We start from the raw sequence: 17,514 nt of genomic DNA, 5'->3' as shown, positions 1-17,514 counted from the left end.
ACAGGCACCACGCGCACTGCTGTGAGGTGATTCCCGACTGTCAGGTAGCTGCAAGGATACGTATGCCGCATTGATGCGACTTACTCCACTGCCAGTATCATTTACGCAGCTTAGACCCGTACGTCAGTCAACAAGAGACTTTACGGTTAGTCGTTTCCATACAGTGTATCAGGGAGTTGCGCACTTCACGTAATCGGCGCATGGTGACAGCAAATACAAGCGCATCCTCCAGGCCGCCAAATGAAGCTGACAGAAATAAAAAGACAAAACATCATTGAAGCCGCGGTCAAAGAATTCCGCGAGCATGGGTTTCATGGTGCCAATACGACAAGAATTGCAAAACGCGCCGGTGTGTCGAGCCGAACGCTGTATAACCACTTCGAAAGCAAGGATGCGTTGTTTGAGGCGATTGCCCAAATCATGATCGACAGAAACAGAGTCATGGCGCCAGTTCCCTATGATCCTGATCGCGACCTGAAAGAACAACTTGTAGACGCGCTTGAGAAATACGTTGTGGTTATTACAGACAACGAAACCTTGGGATTGAACCGCATGGTCAATGCGGAACTTCTTCGGGACCTTGATCGCTCAAAGGCCTTCTACGCCGAGCTGATGTGTCATGATTACCCCATAACTCAGCTCATCGCCGATGCCATGGAAGCCGGGACCATTCGCAAAGCTGATCCCTCGTATGCGGCCAGCCAACTTCTGGCGTTGGTCAAGACCTTTTTCTTTTGGCCGGTGTATTTGCTTGGCGAACGTCAGGATACAGTCGGCATCATGGAAGACTGTGTGGACATGTTTATTTCGCACTACGTTGCAGGCGAAGAAAAATAAACGCACTGACGGAAAACCGGGCCTCAGGCAAAAGCCTCGACTTTCCATAGAGGGTTTGTAAACCAATCGGTTTCGCTCCTAATCCGTGACAGATCGTGGCACAAAGGCTGGAGATGCGATCCAGCTTGTTCAAAATTCATGGGCAGCAAAAAACGGACCGTTCGGTGATTGTGGCCATCCCGATGGGTCAGATCTTTGCTTTGGGCCACTGGGCGAAACCGCCCAGTGGAGTTGAATAATTCTTCAGGCTTTTACGCGTGAAGGTCTTGTTTCAGCCTTGTTCCGTCAGGCGCAACACTCTGTGTCTGGATCGGAGCGGCCGACGGATCGTCGTTCAGCGACTTCATCAGGCCCCAGACCATTGCGATCAGCACGAATGAGATCGGGAAGGCCGCAGCGATCGAGGCTGTCTGCAATGCGCTCAGACCGCCTGCCAACAGCAAGGCAATCGCGGTGGCACCGATCCCGACACCCCAGATGATGCGGAACTTTTTCGGTGGGTTGTCGTCCCCCATCGAAAGCATGGTGGTGATGACCAGAGTGCCCGAATCCGCCGAAGTCACGAACCACGAGAACAGCAGGATGGTTGCCAGAGCCGACATCGGCCACGCCATCCAATCCAGAGCGCCCATCCACGAGGTGGCACCCAGATTTCCGATGGTCCCGTACAACGCAGCTGGCAGATCCCAGTTCCGCACTGTTTCGACCACACCTGCACCATTTTCCGAAGCCGGACCCGCGCCCATGTGCAGCTCTTGCCAAATGGCGTTGCCGCCGAACATGCACAGCCAGAAGAACACCATAACGGTCGGTACAAACAGCACGCCCACCATGAACTCACGGATGGTACGCCCGCGCGAGATACGCGCGATGAACATGCCGACCATTGGTGCCCATGCGATCCACCAGCCCCAGTAGAAGATGGTCCAGCCACCCTGCCAGGCGATGTGCTCGTCAGAGGATGCCGCCCAGAAGCCCATCGGGACAAAGTTCCACATGTAGTCGCCCATGGACGTCACGAAAAAGCCCATCAGCCATTGGAACGGACCGATGATGACAAACATCGCCAGCAGCAGGATCGACAGCCAGATGTTCCACTCCGAAATGATACGGATGCCCTTGCCCACGCCCGATACGGTCGAGAAGATGGCGATGATGCTGACCAGAACGATCAGACCGATCTGCAGCGCCGTCGACCCTTCTATGCCAAACAGCACGTTGAGGCCCGTCACCATCTGGCTGGACCCAAGGCCCAGCGAGGTGGCAATCCCGAAGACCGAACCGAACACCGCCAGCAGGTCCACAGCGTGACCCCAGGGGCCGTAAATGCGTTCACCGATAAGCGGGTACAGAGCCGAGCGCATGGTCAGCGGCAGTTTCTTGCGAAAACCGAAATAGGCGAGGCTCAGGCCCACCAGAACATAGAGCGCCCATCCGTGCAGACCCCAGTGGAAATAGGTGACACGCATCGCGTCAATGGCGCGCTGCATATCCATTTCGGTGTGGCCCGCCAGATCGGCGTGGGGGTTATTCGGATAGCCCCAGACCTGAGAGTTGTCGAAATAGAAGATCGGTTCCGCCACCCCGAAGAACAGGATACCGATACCGATACCGGCCGAGAACAGCATGGCGACCCAGCTGAAGTTGCCAAACTCGGGGCGCGAGTCATCGTCACCCAGACGCAGGGTTCCGAATTTCGAGAACATCAGCCAGAGACAGAAAAAGAACGCGATGGCAAACAGAGTGATGTAGTAAAAGCTCAGGCCGTTTTCGATCCAGCTACGGATTGATTTATACAGACCGCCTGCAAATTCCACGTTCATAACCGTGAAAATGACAAAGGCGGCGATCATGCCTTTCGCCGCAATGCCCATTCCCGGGTGAAGGCCGGTGAAGAACCCCTCCTTCGCCACAAGATGTGAGTTTTGATGTTGCTCGTCCATCGAGCCCTCCCTTTCTGACCAAGCTATGCCGTGGTGAACAGGTTCTCCTAAAAAACGGATCGGGTTCTGTTGACCCGATCCGCCAGTGAATGCCGTCTCAAAATCGGGGAGAGGAAGAGGCGGCACATGCGTTTCTTAGCCCTTCAGGCCCACGTGACGACCGACGCCCTGAGGCGCTGGCAGTTTTGCGTGCTCCTGTGCGTAGGTTGCGAGATTTGCAGCCACGGCCTCGGACGGCAGCGACGTCTTGCGCGCGTTCAGGTCCATGTGGATCAACAGGGTCTCGACAGTGGCGGCCAGTTGGCCGTTCTCGCCATAGAGGCAATGGAACAGCTGCATTTTCTTGCCCTCACCCTGCAACACATGCGTGGTGATTTTCAGCCGGTCGCCCGCGTGCAGTTCGTCCAGGAACTGCATGTGGTTTTCGACGGTGAAATAGCTGTTGCCTGCCGCGACATAGTCCGCATCCGCACCGATCATCTCCATGAAACGATCAGTCGCCTGAGCCGAGGCCGCAAGGTAGTGGGCCTCGTTCATGTGGCCGTTATAGTCGGTCCAGCTTTGCGGGATGGTACGGTCCACGGTGACGGGCAGATCATCAACCGCCGGTTCGGGCATGGTGGCTTCGTGCGTGTTCAGCACGCCGCCCGCGCCGCTGCCGGTTTTCTTCAGCGCGCGCATCATGCCGATCAGGTTGTCATCACGCAGCCGTTCCAGTTCGCGGATCGACATGTGGCCGGATTGCGCATCCGATTGACCGGCGATCAGGTCAACCAACTCGTCGGTGAACTCGGGCACGTCCATCAGCTTGGTCCAGGGCCACTGCAGGGCCGGACCGAACTGCGCCATGAAGTGCTTCATGCCTGCCTCACCACCGGCGATCCGGTAGGTTTCAAACAGGCCCATCTGCGCCCAACGCAGGCCAAAGCCCATGCGGATGACTTCGTCCAGCTCTTCGGTGGTGCAGATGCCGTCCTTGATCAGCCACAGCCCTTCGCGCCAGACGGCTTCCAGCAGACGGTCGCCGATATGGGCGTCGATCTCTTTGCGGACGGTCAGCGGGTACATCCCGATCGAGCGCAGAATGTCCGACGCCTTGGCGCAGGTGTCCGCGTCGCCCACCAATTCCGCCAACGGCAGCAGGTAGACCGGGTTGAACGGGTGCGCCACGACAACACGACCGCCGTGTTCGTTCAGCTCGGACGGTTTGAACCCCGAGGTCGAGGACCCGATCACCGCATCCGCAGGTGAAAATTCGTCGATCTGTGCGTGGATCTTGTGCTTGAGGTCCAGACGCTCGGGTACGCTTTCCTGAACCCATGCAGCACCGGTCAAAGCCTCGGCCATATCATCATGAAAGGTCAGGGTCCCCTCGGCGGGCATCGCCTTGTCATAGAGCGCAGGTAGGGCGCGGCGCGCGTTGGCCAGCACTTCGCCAATCTTGCGTTCCGCTTCGGGATCGGGGTCAATAACCGATACGTTCCAGCCGTTCAGCAGGAACCGGGCAACCCAGCCCCCGCCGATTACGCCACCGCCGACGATGGTTGCTTTTTGCGGGGCGCTCATGCTGCGGCGCCTGTTGCAACGGGTGCGCGCTTGATCAGACCCAGCTTTTCGCGTACGGCGTCGGGTCCGATGATCTTGGCGCCCATGTTCTCGATCACAGTCACGGCGCGCTCGACCAGTTGTGCGTTGGTGGCCAGAACACCTTTGTCCAGGAACAGGTTGTCTTCCAGACCGACGCGGACGTTGCCGCCTGCCAGAACCGCTTGTGCCGCGTACGGCATCTGGTCGCGGCCCAGCGAGAAGGCCGACCAGGTCCAGTCGGACGGAACCGCGTTGACCATCGCCATCAGGGTGTTGATGTCGTTCGGAGCACCCCACGGAACACCCATGCACAGCTGAACCAGCGCGTTGGGCTCCAGGATGCCTTCCTTCACCAGTTGCTTGGCGAACCACAGGTGGCCGGTGTCGAAGGCTTCGATTTCAGGCTTCACACCCAGATCGGTCATCATCTGACCCATCGCCCGCAGCATGCCGGGAGTGTTGGTCATCACATAATCGGCCTCGGCAAAGTTCATGGTGCCGCAGTCCAGGGTGCAGATCTCGGGCAGACACTCAGCGATATGCGCCATCCGCTCGGTCGCGCCGATCATGTCGGTCGCAGCTGCGTTAACCGGGAACGGGCTCTCGGTCGAGCCGAACACGATGTCACCGCCCATGCCGGCGGTCAGGTTCAGAACCACGTCGACCTCGGCGTCGCGAACACGCTCGGTCAACTCGCGATACAGGCCCAGATCACGCGAAGGCGCGCCGGTTTCAGAGTCACGCACGTGGCAGTGAACAACGGCAGCACCCGCCTTGGCCGCGTCGATGGCCGAGTTCGCGATCTGCTCGGGTGACCGCGGCACGTGCGGAGATTTGTCCTGCGTACCACCCGAACCGGTGACGGCGCAGGTGATGAAAACTTCACGATTCATTGCGAGAGGCATGATGAGTATCCTTCGATCAGCATTTAAGGTCAGGGTGGTCGGTGAACTGCGCCAGCGCGCCGGGATTGATCAGGCCGGTCAGGTCACGGATGGGTTGATTGTTGACGGCATCCCGAACGGCCAGTTCGGCGGTTTTGCCGGATTTCGTACGCGGGATATCCGCGACTTTGATAATTTTCGCCGGAACGTGCCGTGGTGAGGCATTGGTGCGGATATCCGACTTGATCCGCGCGATCAGATCGCCATCCAGCGTCACATCTTCAGGGGTGGTCACGAACAGAACGACACGCACATCGTTATTGATATTCTGGCCAACAACGACCGAGTCCTCGACCTGTTCGATCTTGTCCAACTGCCGGTAAATCTCGGCCGTGCCGATCCGGATACCGCCGGGGTTCAGCGTCGCATCCGACCGGCCCAGAACGACATAGCCGCCTTGGCCTGTCTGGATGGTAAAATCGCCCTGACGCCAGATATTCGGGTAGGTCTCGAAATAGCTGGAGCGATAACGCGTCTGCCCCGGATCGTTCAGGAAACGGGTCGGCATCGACGGATGCGCATTGCGGCACACCAGCTCACCTGCCGCGCCTGCCACCGGGTTGCCGTCAGTGTCCAGCGTGGCGACGTCCAGCCCCAGCATTGGCGCCTGAATCTCGCCCTTATGCACCGGCAATGTCGGACAGCCACCGATGAAGCAGCCCAGAATATCCGTGCCCCCGCAGATCGAGGACAGCTGCACATCCGCTTTCCAGTCCCGATACACATATTCAAACCCGTCCGGCGATAAGGGAGAGCCGGTCGACAGCACAACACGAAGGAAGGGAAGAGAGTGGCTGTCGACCGGCCGAACACCGCGTTTGAGCGCGGCATCAATGAATTTCGCTGAGATTCCGAAATGGGTGACCTGCTCTGCCTCGACTAGATCGAGCAGGCGGGTGATGCCCGGATAAGCCGGGTTGCCGTCAAACAGGATGATCGCGGCCTCGGAGGCCAGCGCGGCAACCTGCCAGTTCCACATCATCCAGTTGCAGGTGGTGTAATAGAACATCCGGTCGCCAGCGCGCAGATCGCAATGCAATTGCTGCTCGACCAGCATACGCAGCAAGGTTCCTCCGCCCGAATGTTCGATACATTTCGGTTTGCCGGTCGTGCCGGACGAGAACATCACGTAAAGCGGATCGCGGAACCCCATCGGGCGGCACTCCAGTGCCGGGGCCTCAGCCAGTATGAAGCTGTCATAGGCGGTCATACCCTCGGGCAGGTCGGCACCGTCCTGTGCATAGGGCCAGACGATGACCTGTTCGATCGTCGGCACGCGCGATGAAACTGTCGCGATGGCCTCACGGGTATCAAAGACCTTGCCATTGTAGAAATAGCCGTCCGCCGCGAACATCAGCTTGGGTGCGATCTGACCAAACCGGTCCACAACCACATCCGGCCCGCTTTCCGGCGCACAAGAGGACCACACAGCCCCCAGTGACGCCGTGGCCAGCATGGCCGCCACGGTCTGCGGCATGTTCGGAACGTAGCCCACAACGTGATCGCCGGCTACGATGCCCGCGTCTTGCAGGGCCACCGTCAGACGCTCAACCTCGTACTTCAACTCAGCGCGGCTCCACCGTAGGCGGCGGCCATCTTCGCCGTAAAAGATGATAGCGTCCCGGTCGTCGGGGTTCTTCAGGAAGGTCTCTACAATGTTCAGGCGCGCCTTGGGGAAGAACCGGACATTCAGAGGATCGGCGTCAGGGATCAGCGTTGTATCCCCGGCCTCACCGACCAGACCGCAGAACTCCCATGCCAGACGCCAGAATGCATCGGTCTGATCCACCGACCACCGGTGCAGATCGACATGGGTGTCGAGCGACTCTCCTGCCCGCTGGCTTGCAAGGTCGCGGAACGCGGCAAGCCGGGTCTGCGAAATGTGTTCGGCACTGGGTGTCCAGAGAAGGTCAGCATCCAGCATGGTGAAACGGCCTCCACTCGGCGAAAGGGGTGAGTCGTCAGGTGACGAAGTGACGCGAAGTTACTTTCAACTCTCTGGCCAAAACGATACAGTTCTCGTCAGGAGGAATACTTTTGTCGTCAGTTTCGCATGAAAGATTCGAATTCCTGTTACTGGACGGGTTTTCAAACATGGTTCTGGCGAGTGCGCTGGAACCCCTGCGCGACGTCAAAATGCGCGCGATGTTCGCCAGTCTGGATTGGGAAGTGACAACCCTGAATGGCCGGACCGTCACCAGTTCCAGCAAGCTGAAACTGTCGCCGGACAGACGGTTTGACCCCGAACAGGCCAAAGGCACACTAGTCATCGTGGCGGGCTACAGCGTGCGCGAACAGATCACCCGGGAACTGGTCTCGCTGATCCGGGTGGCGTCCCGGAACGCGCGACGCGTGCTGGCGCTGGATACGGCGTCGTGGTTGCTGGCCGAGGCCGGGGTTCTGGACGGTCACAGCGCAACCATTCACTGGCAGGAACTGGATGCGTTCGAAGAGGCCTTTCCGAAAGTTGATGTGTCCAATGCGCGGTTTGTGCGGTCGGGGCCGTTCTTGACATGCGGCGGGGCCAGTACCGCGTTGGAGATGGTTCTGGAACTGATACAGGACACGTTTGGTCCGGCCGCGGCATTTGATGCGTCGAGCATGTTCCTCTTTGATCCGGCCCGCCAAAAAGAACAACAGCGCGGCGCGGCCTGGCTGCGCGACCGCGGATCGCCCAAACTGCTCAACGCACTCAACATCATCGCCGAGAATGTCGAGCGCCCCCTGACCACGTTTGAATTGGCCGAACGTGTTTCATTGTCTGAACGGACGCTGAACCGGGCGTTCGCGCAAGAGCTGGGGATGACGACCGGGAAATACTACAAGCTCTATCGCCTGCAACACGCACGATATCTGGCGCAAGAAACGCGGTTGAGCACCGAGCAGATCGCCCTGAGATGCGGTTTTTCCTGCGCGTCAGCACTGGGTCGTTCATTTACCAAAGTGTTCGGCAAGCCGATCAGCACCTTTCGGTCGTAACGCGCCGTCCTACTGGTCGGGCACAAGACTGAGGTCGCGGCCGTCAAACTACTCCCACGTCAGCCTTACAAACAGTTGACGTGAATAGAAAACTGTCATTTTAGTATTAAATTGAGAACATAAAATTCGAATGTTTGAAAAATGATCGCATAACACCCAAGCAGGGAGAGTTTCCTATGTCGAAGTTCAAATTCCCTACTGCTTTCACGATCCTGTTCATCCTGATTGCTGTCGTCGCAGCCCTGACTTGGGTTATCCCTGCGGGTGAATACGAGCGTCAGATGAATGAGGCGCTTGGCAGCGAGGCGCCGGTTCCGGGCACCTATCACGAAGTTGAGGCGAACCCGCAGGGCATCACCTCGGTCATTTTGGCCCCCATCGCCGGAATGTATGACCCGGGCCTTCTGGGCAGTTCGTCCAGCGCGGCGATCGATGTGGCATTTTTTGTTTTGATTATCGGCGGGTTCCTCATGGTTGTAACCAAAACGGGCGCGATCGATGCGGGAATCGGGTGGTTGCTGCACCGGCTTGCGGGGCGAGAGATCCTGATGATCCCGATCCTGATGACAGCCTTCGCCTTTGGTGGAACCAGCTATGGCATGGCCGAAGAGTCTCTGGCCTTCTACGCGCTGATCATTCCGGTGTTCATCCGGGCGGGCTATGATTCATTGACCGGAGTCGCCGTGATCATGCTGGGCGCGGGCATTGGCACTCTGGGTTCGACCTTCAACGCGTTTGCGACCGTCGTGGCCTCGCAAGGTGCGGGAATTCCCTTCACCAACGGGATCGTCCTGCGATTCATCATCCTTGCCTTGTGCCTTCTGGCCGGGATCGCGTTCGTCATGCGCTATGCGTCTCGGGTCAAGGCCGATCCCTCGCTGTCCGTGGTGGCGGATCAGGCTGAATCCAATCGGACCCATTTCCTTAAAGGGTCCCAAGACGACGACGCCTTCCCCGAGATGACCCGCATCCGGTCGGTCATCTTGATGCTGTTCGGTCTGACCTTCGCCATCATGATCTATGGCGTGGTCGCGCTGGGGTGGTGGATGGCTGAAATGTCGGGCCTGTTTCTCGTCATGGCGATCATCGTCTGGTGGGTCGGCAAACTGGACGAAGGGTCGCGCATGGATGAGGCGACCTTTGTCGACACCTTCGTTGATGGCGCCCGCGATCTGCTGGCCGTTGCGCTGATCATCGGTGTGGCCCGCGGTGTGGTCGTCATCATGGATGCAGGCAAGATCACGGACACGATCCTGGCCAGCGCCGAGGGGTTCGTCTCGGGGCTCAGCGAGTTCGCCTTTATCAATGCCATGTTTGGCATTCAGATCCTGATGTCGTTCCTTGTCCCCTCGTCCTCGGGGCTGGCGACGCTGTCGATGCCGATCATGGCGCCGCTGGCCGATTTTGCGGGTGTCGGGCGTGATTTGGTTGTAACGGCGTATCAATCGGCAAACGGATGGGTAAACCTGTTTAACCCAACCTTTGCAGTCGTAATGGGAGGCTTGGCCATCGGGCGCGTGTCCTATGACCGTTGGCTGCGTTTCGTATTCCCGCTGCTGCTCATTCTGGCTGTGATCATCTGCGCAGCGTTGACGGTCGGCGCGATGGTCGACCCGGGCATAGACGGGCCCGCGACTGAAACCTCGGAAAGCACAGCGAACTGAGGTTTCGCCATGACCGATCAATCCTCAGCCAAGACGACATCTGGCGCCCTCGGGCTGACCGCATGTATCGCCTTGGTCGTGGGGAACATGATCGGGTCCGGAGTGTTTTTGCTGCCAGCCTCGCTGTCCCCGCTTGGCCCGATTGCAATCGGCGGATGGGTTCTGACCTCGGCTGGTGCGCTTGTGCTGGCGATCATTTTCGGGCGGTTGTCACGCGTCGTCTCGAAGCCCGGCGGGCCTTATGCCTATTCGCAAGAGGCCTTCGGGGATTTCGCCGGGTTCATTATCGCGTGGGGGTATTGGATCGCGCTTTGGACCGGAAACGCGGCTGTGGCGGTCGCCCTTGTGGGATATCTGGGATTCCTGTTCCCGATCATCGTCGAAGTGCCAATGTACGGGCTGGCCACCGCGCTGGTCGCGATCTGGTCGCTGACGCTGATCAACATTCGCGGCGTCGAAGGTGCCGGAGCGGTGCAGGTCGTGACCACAGTTCTGAAGCTCGCGCCCTTGCTTCTGATCGGCATTCTGGGCGTTTTCTGGATCGAGCCCGCGAACTACACTCCGATCAATCACAGCGGAACAACGGCTTTTTCGGCAATCTCGGCGGCGGCGGCTTTGACACTCTGGGCTTATCTGGGGCTGGAATCCGCAACCGTGCCCTCGGGCGATGTGGTCGAGCCGGAAAAGACTATCCCCCGCGCCACCGTCATCGGCGTGATCATCGCCGCGGCGGTCTATATCTCGGTCACCGCCGTTTCGATGGGGGTTCTTCCTCCACATCTCCTCGCGGAATCGTCAGCCCCTCTGGCGGCGGTCGCAGAGGTCATGTTTGGCCCATTCGGGGCAATTCTCATAGCTTGCGGAGCGGTGATCTCGACATTCGGCACCCTCAATGGGTTCACATTGCTCAGCGGCCAGGTTCCGTATGGCGCTGCGCTAGATCGGGTCTTCCCCGCCACGTTTGCGCAGAAGTCAAAGTTCGGAACGCCTGCCAACGCGCTGATCCTATCAAACGTGCTGGCCTCGGTTCTAATCATTCTGAACTACGCCCAAGGCCTCGTCGCTGCGTTCAATTTCGTCATTCTGCTGGCGGTCGTGGCAAGCCTTCTTCCCTACGCTATATGTTCCGTTGCCGAGATCATGATCCGTCTGAAAGGCGGTGAGCTGCTGCGCGGCCCTGAACTGGTCAAAGTGGTCGTGCTTGGCGCGCTGGGGTTCATCTATTCGGTCTGGGCCTTCATCGGGTCAGGCGCTGAAACGGTATTGATCGGCACGGTCCTGTTACTGGCCGGTGTGCCGATCCACGTCTGGGTTCGATGGAACCAGGCCAGAGAAGCGGAAGACATTCAGAAAAATGATGCCTCGAAAGGAGATTTGCCATGAAATTTGGCGTTCATTCCGAGATCGGAAAGCTCAATAAAGTGATCGTGTCGCGCCCGTCGCTGGCGCATGACCGCCTGACACCGCGCAATTGCGAAGAGCTTTTGTTCGACGACGTCATCTGGGTTGAACAAGCCCGCAAGGACCATGCCGAATTCTGCTCGCTGATGCGCGAACGCGGGGTTGAGGTGTATGATATTCAGGATCTGCTGGCGGACGCGATTGCAACGGACCCGGCAGCGCGCGCCTTCCTGCTGGACCGCCTGATCACCCCGAATATGGTCGGACTTGGCTTTTCGGTCGAGATGCGCGCGTGGTTGGATGAAATGGACGCCAAATTGCTGGCACGGCACATGCTGGGCGGGATCATCTTCGCCGACCTGCCGAAAGGCATGATCGATGAGCAGTTTGGCGATCTGGTGACGCTTGGTGACTTCATCCTGCCCGCCATTCCCAATGCACAGTTCCAGCGCGATCCGTCCTGCTGGATCTTCAACGGCGTTACAACGAACCCGATGTATTGGCCCGCGCGCAAGCCGGAAACCCTGATCATGCGGACCGTCTACCGACACCACAAGATGTTCAAGGACGCCGAGTTCGAGTTCTGGTGGGGCGACAGCGACGGGGATTTCGGGCTCGCTTCAGTCGAAGGTGGTGACGTGCAGCCGGTCGGCAATGGCACTGTTTTCATCGGCATGGGTGAGCGCACCACGCGGCAAGCGGTGGCCCAAGTTGCCGAAGCCTTGTTCCGCAAGGGCGGGGCCGAACGTGTGGTGGCCTGTGCAATGCCGAAAAGCCGCGCGGCAATGCATCTGGATACGGTCTTTACCTGCCTCGACCACGACAAGGTGACCGCGTTCAAAGAGGTCGCCGATCAAATCACCTGCATCTCGATCCGCCCCGGCGATCGCGGAGATTTGGATATCCGTGTGGAAAAAGGACATCTGTTCGATGTCTACCAAGAAGCATTGGGGCTAAACTCGCTGGATGTCATCTCGACCGGGGGCAATGAATTCCAGGCCGAGCGCGAGCAATGGGACGACGGCAACAACGTCGTGGCCCTCTCACCCGGTGTGGTGGTGGGCTATGCGCGCAACACGTTCACAAACGGCAAGATGCGCGCGGCTGGGATCGAAGTCATCGAAATCTCGGGTCAGGAGCTGGGGCGCGGACGCGGTGGCGGGCACTGTATGACCTGCCCGATCGACCGCGACCCCGCCTATTGAATTTACAAAGGGCGCAGCCCCCTGCGCCCAAGGACTTTTTGTTATGGAGAAACAAAATGGCATTCAACCTCAAAGGCCGCAGCTATCTGAAAATCGCCGATTTCAGCCAGCGTGAAATGCTGTACCTGCTGGATCTGGCCCGCGACCTGAAACGCGCGAAATACGCCCGAGCAGAACAACAGTCGCTGAAGGGTAAGAACATCTGTCTGATCTTCGAGAAAACCTCGACCCGCACCCGCTGTGCGTTCGAAGTGGCGGCATACGATCAGGGCGCGAACATCACCTATCTCGATCCGTCGGGATCGCAGATCGGCCACAAGGAATCCATGAAGGACACCGCTCGCGTGCTGGGCCGCATGTTCGACGGGATCGAGTTCCGTGGTGCTGGTCAGGACATGGTTGAAACCCTGTCGGACTACGCCGGTGTTCCGGTCTATAACGGCCTGACCGACGACTGGCATCCGACCCAGATGCTGGCCGACATGCAGACCATGATCGAGCACGCCGACAAGCCCCGCAAGGACATCGTCTATGCCTACTCAGGCGATTGCCGCTCGAACATGGGCAACTCGCTGCTGATGCTGGGCGCAATCATGGGCTGTGACGTCCGCATGATTTCACCCAAAGAAACACAACCCCATGACGATGTGCGGGAACTGGCCATGGAACGCGCGGCGAAATCGGGCGCGCGGGTGACGATCACCGACGACACCTCGGCCGTCGAAGGTGCGGATTTCATCCATACCGATGTCTGGGTCTCGATGGGTGAACCCAAAGAAGTCTGGGCCGAGCGGATCAATCTGCTAAGCCCCTATCAGGTCAACATGGACATGATGAAGAACACCGGAAACCCCGGCGTCAAGTTCATGCACTGCCTGCCCGCTTTCCACAATCTGGAAACCAAGGTCGGCCAGGACATCCACGAACAGTTTGGCATCACAGAAATGGAAGTGACCGAGGAGGTTTTCGAAAGCGACATGAACATCGCGTTCGAGCAGGCCGAAAACCGGATGCACACCATCAAGGCGATCCTTGTCGCCACGCTGGGGGCGTGATCCATGGGACGCGTTGTTGTAGCCCTCGGCGGCAACGCGCTTCTGAAACGGGGTGAGGAGATGACGGCGGACAACCAACGCAAGAATGCGAAGATTGCCGCCAAAGCCCTCGCCCCGCTGTGCGAAGCGTATGAGACCGTTATCACCCACGGCAATGGCCCGCAGGTCGGGATGCTGGCCCTGCAGGAAATCATGTACACTGATGTCGAGGAATATCCTCTGGACGTTCTGGTTGGTGAAACCATGGGCATGATCGGCTATATGATCGAACAGGAGCTGGGAAACATCCTGCCCTTCGAGCACCACATCGCCACCCTGCTGACGATGATCGAGGTCGACCCCAACGATCCCGCCTTCGACAATCCAACCAAGTTTATTGGTCAGGTCTATTCCGAGGCCGATGCCAAAAATGAAGCCGCTGAGAAAGGCTGGACGGTTAAACCGGACGGGGGGTATTGGCGCCGTGTAGTACCCTCGCCCCGGCCAAAACGCATCTTTCAGGTCGAGCCAATACGCTGGATTCTGGAAAAAGGCGCCACGGTGATTGCCGCCGGCGGCGGTGGCATTCCGACGATGTATGACAAGGAAGCCGATCGGAAACTTGTGGGCGTCGAAGCCGTCATCGATAAAGACTTCGCGTCCTGCCTGCTGGCGCAGAACCTTGGCGCCGATTTCTTTGTTATCGCAACAGATGCCGAGGCCGTATTCCTGAACTGGGGGTTGCCCGACCAGAAAGGCATCCGGTCAATTACGCCGGACGCCTTGGACGCTTACGATTTTCCAGCAGGTTCCATGGGTCCGAAAGTGCAAGCCGCGCAGGATTTCGTACGAGCAACGGGTGGCCGGTCTATTATCTGCGCTCTTGCCGATGTCCCCGCAGCGGTTCGAGGGGAAAAGGGCACCACCATCTCAATGGATGCTGGGGATACGCTCTTCCATTGATAGAGGCGCAAAGGACCTTCATCTTCAGAAGCTGAAAAGCGGTACCTGATCGTTCTGCAGGACCGTTTGCAGGAACAAAACGACCAAGGCTATGCTACAAATCTCGACCGCTGCTGGAAATGGCGCATTGTATTAGAGTGCTAAGTTCATTCTAACATGCGAATAACAAAGAGATCAGATGTTAAGCGCGGTGTTCTTGTGCAGCGCGCTTACATCTAGACAGCGGAGGCCAAAATGTGTCGAAAACTTATACTGAAGACCGTCCCCTTTGTTCTTGCGCTTTCGCCGGTTACTGCTCAGGAATTTATCCAGGTTCCGCCGGAAAGCGCCGGGTATTCGCCCTATTTGGATCACGATTTTCCCAATCAGGTGTTGTTCGGCGACACGCACCTGCAAACGGCTTATTCGGCCGATGCCGGTCTTGCTCTGGCCACCCTGTCCCCCGACGATGCCTTCGCGGATTTCGAAACCTGGGACAAGGGCAGCTTTGGAACCCAGCTCAAAACCCCCGAGATGCTACCGCGCGAATATGCGCGCAAAGCGCTGAAACGGGGGCTGGCCTATCAGAACGATCTGGGCGAGAACCCGTTCAAATTCGGGATGCTTGGGTCAAGCGACAGTCACACCGGTCTTGCGACATCGACCGAGGACAATTTCTTTGGCAAGGTTTCCGCTCTGGAGCCCACCAACGACCCCATCCGCATGAAAGAGGCGATCACCGGCGCAGGCAATCGCGGCCCGGCTGCGGATCATCGCTGCGATGCTCCCGTCGGCAACACAGTCGATCCGGAAAATGCCACCTACGCCAATGCGATTGGCGCACCGATGCTCGAGGTCTTTTGGTCGGATACTGACTTCGACCCGGACCAACACGCCTTTTATTACGTACGGGTAACCGAGATTCCGACGCCGCGCTGGACAACTTATGATGCCAAGGTTTTTGGAGTCTCGGTTCCGGACGACATTCCGACTTCGGTGCAGGACCGCGCCTATACGTCGCCCATCTCGTACACTCAAAGTTAACCCGTGCGGGTGGATGAGTTTCATCTGCCCAAGCCTCAACTCAAAACACGGTTCCGCATGTCCATTCTCAAAGAGCCACTATTCCACTTTTTCCTGCTGGGAGTCGCGATCTTCGGCTGGTTCAGTTACCTCAATCCATCGCAATCCGAACCCGCCAGCGGAGATCAGATTGTTGTCGATATGCAAGACATCAACCGCCTTATCGACCAGTTTCAGTCCACGTGGCAACGCCCGCCCACGCCGCAAGAACTGGAGGAACTACAAGAGGCGTTTCTGCGGCAAGAGGTTCTGGTCCGCGAAGCGCGCGCACTTGGTCTTGATTGGGGCGACAGCATAATCCGCAGCCGGCTAGCTCAAAAGATGGAGTTTCTAACCCTTTCACTGGCTCAGGCCTCGGAACCGGATGACGCCACCCTACAGGCACATCTGGCGGAAAACAGCGCACGTTTCCTGCGTCCCGAGAGGGTGGCGTTTCAACAAGTTGCGATGGGTCCGTCACCCGATGCCGAACGGATCAACGAGGTGTTGGATGCTTTGAACGGGGGCGCAGACCCGGCACTGTTTGCTGGGCCGAGCATGCTACCGAACGCATTACCGCTCAGCTCACCGCAGAAGGTTGATGCAACAATGGGGCGCGGGTTCCATGCCGCGCTGATTGAAATGCCCGAGGGCCAATGGGTCGGCCCAGTCCCGTCCGGTTTTGGCTATCACCTGGTGTGGATCGAAAGCCGTGAACCGGCCCATCTCCCTGCTTTTGACGACATCCGCGAAGAGGTTCTGTTCGATTGGCGAAGTAATCTGAAATCCGATCTATCAGAGGCCCAGTTCGACACGCTGAAGGAGAAATATGACCTGATCACGCCGTCGCCGGAAGACATCACTCGGAGGCTGAACCAGTGACGAAACGCCTGCTGCTGGCCCTATTGCTGGTTCTGCTGCCTGCCATTCAGGCCTTTGGTCACGCGTTGGAGCCTGGATTTGCGGATATCCGTCAGCTGACCTCTCAAACCTGGCAGGTCTTCTGGCGCAAACCAGACGTTGCGGGCCAGCCTATGACCATTGCACTGCAGCTTCCCGACAATTGCACACCGCAAACCGGTCCCGAGCCCCTGTTTGACGGGTCTGCCTGGATTTCAGTTTGGGTTGCGGACTGTCCCGAGGGGTTGGCTGGCAGCAGGGTGTTTATCGAAGGCCTCTCCAGCCAGCGCACGGATGTTCTTTTGCGTCTTCAGATGCAAAGCGGAGCGACGGACACAATCCGTTTGACGCCTGACCAACCTGGCCACCGGATCCCTGAGCAAGCAGGAGGTTGGGGAATTTTCGGCAGCTATCTGGCGCTGGGTTTTGAACATATTCTTGAGGGGTGGGATCACCTTCTGTTTGTGTTTGCCCTGCTGGTATTGATCCGGGATTTCTGGCGTCTGGTCGGCGCGATCACGGCCTTTACCGTCGCGCATTCCATCACTCTGGCGCTGGCCGCACTGGGGCATCTTTCTGCGCCCGGCCCTCCGGTCGAGGCGATCATTGCGCTGTCCATCGTGTTTCTGGCGGTCGAGGCGCTCAAATCCAATGCCGGTGATATCCGCCTGTCCGAACGCTACCCATGGCTGATTGCGTTTGCCTTCGGCCTGTTGCACGGGCTGGGCTTTGCTGGCGCCCTGCGCGAGATCGGCTTGCCGGAACAGGACATAGCCACCGCCCTTCTTGCCTTCAATCTGGGTGTCGAGGCCGGTCAACTTGCCTTTGTTGGTGTTGTTCTGACAGCCGCGACGGCACTGCGCTTTACCCTGCCACGCCTAGCCACACACTGGCGCAGCCCCGGAGATATCACGACTACCGTCGTCAGCTATGGGATCGGATCGGTCGCAACCTTTTGGTTCGTGGAGCGGATTTTGTCTTTCTGATCCGCGCGTATCCGAACAGTCCACACTCGC

14 protein-coding genes are annotated in these 17,514 nt (G+C 58.4%); 10 read left to right on the top strand and 4 right to left on the bottom strand.

From position 1 onward, the window contains the following. The first annotated feature begins 240 nt into the window (after positions 1 to 240). Positions 241 to 837, top strand: coding sequence for a TetR/AcrR family transcriptional regulator (locus tag GOW98_RS20495; RefSeq protein ID WP_170335531.1), 597 nt, complete (start codon positions 241 to 243; stop codon positions 835 to 837). 251 nt (positions 838 to 1,088) lie between these two features. Here GOW98_RS20495 and GOW98_RS20490 read toward each other — a convergent pair whose 3' ends face one another. From GOW98_RS20490 to GOW98_RS20475, 4 genes are all read right to left on the bottom strand, one after another. Next, entirely contained in the window at positions 1,089 to 2,780 is a 1,692-nt protein-coding gene (locus GOW98_RS20490; protein ID WP_170335529.1) for a BCCT family transporter, read from the bottom strand. 135 nt (positions 2,781 to 2,915) lie between these two features. Beyond that, positions 2,916 to 4,346 (bottom strand): carnitine 3-dehydrogenase, encoded by a 1,431-nt coding sequence (locus GOW98_RS20485; RefSeq protein ID WP_170335527.1) that lies wholly within the window; start codon positions 4,344 to 4,346, stop codon positions 2,916 to 2,918. Further along, positions 4,343 to 5,272, bottom strand: coding sequence for a 3-keto-5-aminohexanoate cleavage protein (locus tag GOW98_RS20480; protein WP_170335525.1), 930 nt, complete (start codon positions 5,270 to 5,272; stop codon positions 4,343 to 4,345). Before GOW98_RS20480 ends, GOW98_RS20485 begins: the two co-directional genes overlap by 4 nt. Before the next feature lie 16 nt (positions 5,273 to 5,288). Continuing rightward, positions 5,289 to 7,235 carry an acetoacetate--CoA ligase gene (locus tag GOW98_RS20475; RefSeq protein WP_170335523.1) on the bottom strand — a complete coding sequence of 649 codons (1,947 nt, stop codon included), beginning with the start codon at positions 7,233 to 7,235 and terminating at the stop codon, positions 5,289 to 5,291. A gap of 113 nt (positions 7,236 to 7,348) precedes the next feature. On the opposite strand from GOW98_RS20475, the gene GOW98_RS20470 reads away from it, so the two are divergent. From GOW98_RS20470 to GOW98_RS20430, 9 genes are all read left to right on the top strand, one after another. Continuing rightward, positions 7,349 to 8,290: a GlxA family transcriptional regulator gene (locus tag GOW98_RS20470; RefSeq protein ID WP_254438095.1), complete on the top strand. Its 942-nt coding sequence runs from the start codon at positions 7,349 to 7,351 to the stop codon at positions 8,288 to 8,290. Positions 8,291 to 8,466: 176 nt separating this feature from the next. Then, on the top strand, positions 8,467 to 9,954 hold the full coding sequence (locus tag GOW98_RS20465; protein WP_170335521.1) for a YfcC family protein: 1,488 nt from the start codon (positions 8,467 to 8,469) through the stop codon (positions 9,952 to 9,954). Between the two features lie 9 nt (positions 9,955 to 9,963). Further along, positions 9,964 to 11,337: an amino acid permease gene (locus tag GOW98_RS20460; protein ID WP_170335519.1), complete on the top strand. Its 1,374-nt coding sequence runs from the start codon at positions 9,964 to 9,966 to the stop codon at positions 11,335 to 11,337. Further along, positions 11,334 to 12,560: an arginine deiminase gene (locus GOW98_RS20455; RefSeq protein ID WP_170335517.1), complete on the top strand. Its 1,227-nt coding sequence runs from the start codon at positions 11,334 to 11,336 to the stop codon at positions 12,558 to 12,560. The genes GOW98_RS20460 and GOW98_RS20455 overlap by 4 nt, the downstream gene beginning before the upstream one ends. 56 nt (positions 12,561 to 12,616) lie before the next feature. Continuing rightward, positions 12,617 to 13,615 (top strand): ornithine carbamoyltransferase, encoded by a 999-nt coding sequence (gene argF, locus GOW98_RS20450; RefSeq protein WP_170335515.1) that lies wholly within the window; start codon positions 12,617 to 12,619, stop codon positions 13,613 to 13,615. Between the two features lie 3 nt (positions 13,616 to 13,618). Continuing rightward, positions 13,619 to 14,557: a carbamate kinase gene (arcC, locus tag GOW98_RS20445; protein WP_170335513.1), complete on the top strand. Its 939-nt coding sequence runs from the start codon at positions 13,619 to 13,621 to the stop codon at positions 14,555 to 14,557. A gap of 234 nt (positions 14,558 to 14,791) precedes the next feature. Then, complete coding sequence (locus tag GOW98_RS20440) at positions 14,792 to 15,580, top strand: DUF3604 domain-containing protein (protein ID WP_170335510.1); 789 nt, start codon at positions 14,792 to 14,794, stop codon at positions 15,578 to 15,580. A 57-nt stretch (positions 15,581 to 15,637) separates the two neighbouring features. Then, complete coding sequence (locus GOW98_RS20435) at positions 15,638 to 16,480, top strand: peptidyl-prolyl cis-trans isomerase (protein ID WP_170335508.1); 843 nt, start codon at positions 15,638 to 15,640, stop codon at positions 16,478 to 16,480. Further along, positions 16,477 to 17,484 (top strand): HupE/UreJ family protein, encoded by a 1,008-nt coding sequence (locus tag GOW98_RS20430; protein WP_367646876.1) that lies wholly within the window; start codon positions 16,477 to 16,479, stop codon positions 17,482 to 17,484. The genes GOW98_RS20435 and GOW98_RS20430 overlap by 4 nt, the downstream gene beginning before the upstream one ends. Positions 17,485 to 17,514: the final 30 nt, after the last annotated feature.

It is taken from the genome of Ruegeria arenilitoris (assembly GCF_013032445.1).
Classification (GTDB): Bacteria; Pseudomonadota; Alphaproteobacteria; order Rhodobacterales; family Rhodobacteraceae; genus Ruegeria; species Ruegeria arenilitoris_F.
Note: the sequence above shows the minus strand (reverse complement) of the source record. Positions and strands in the feature narration are given on the sequence as shown.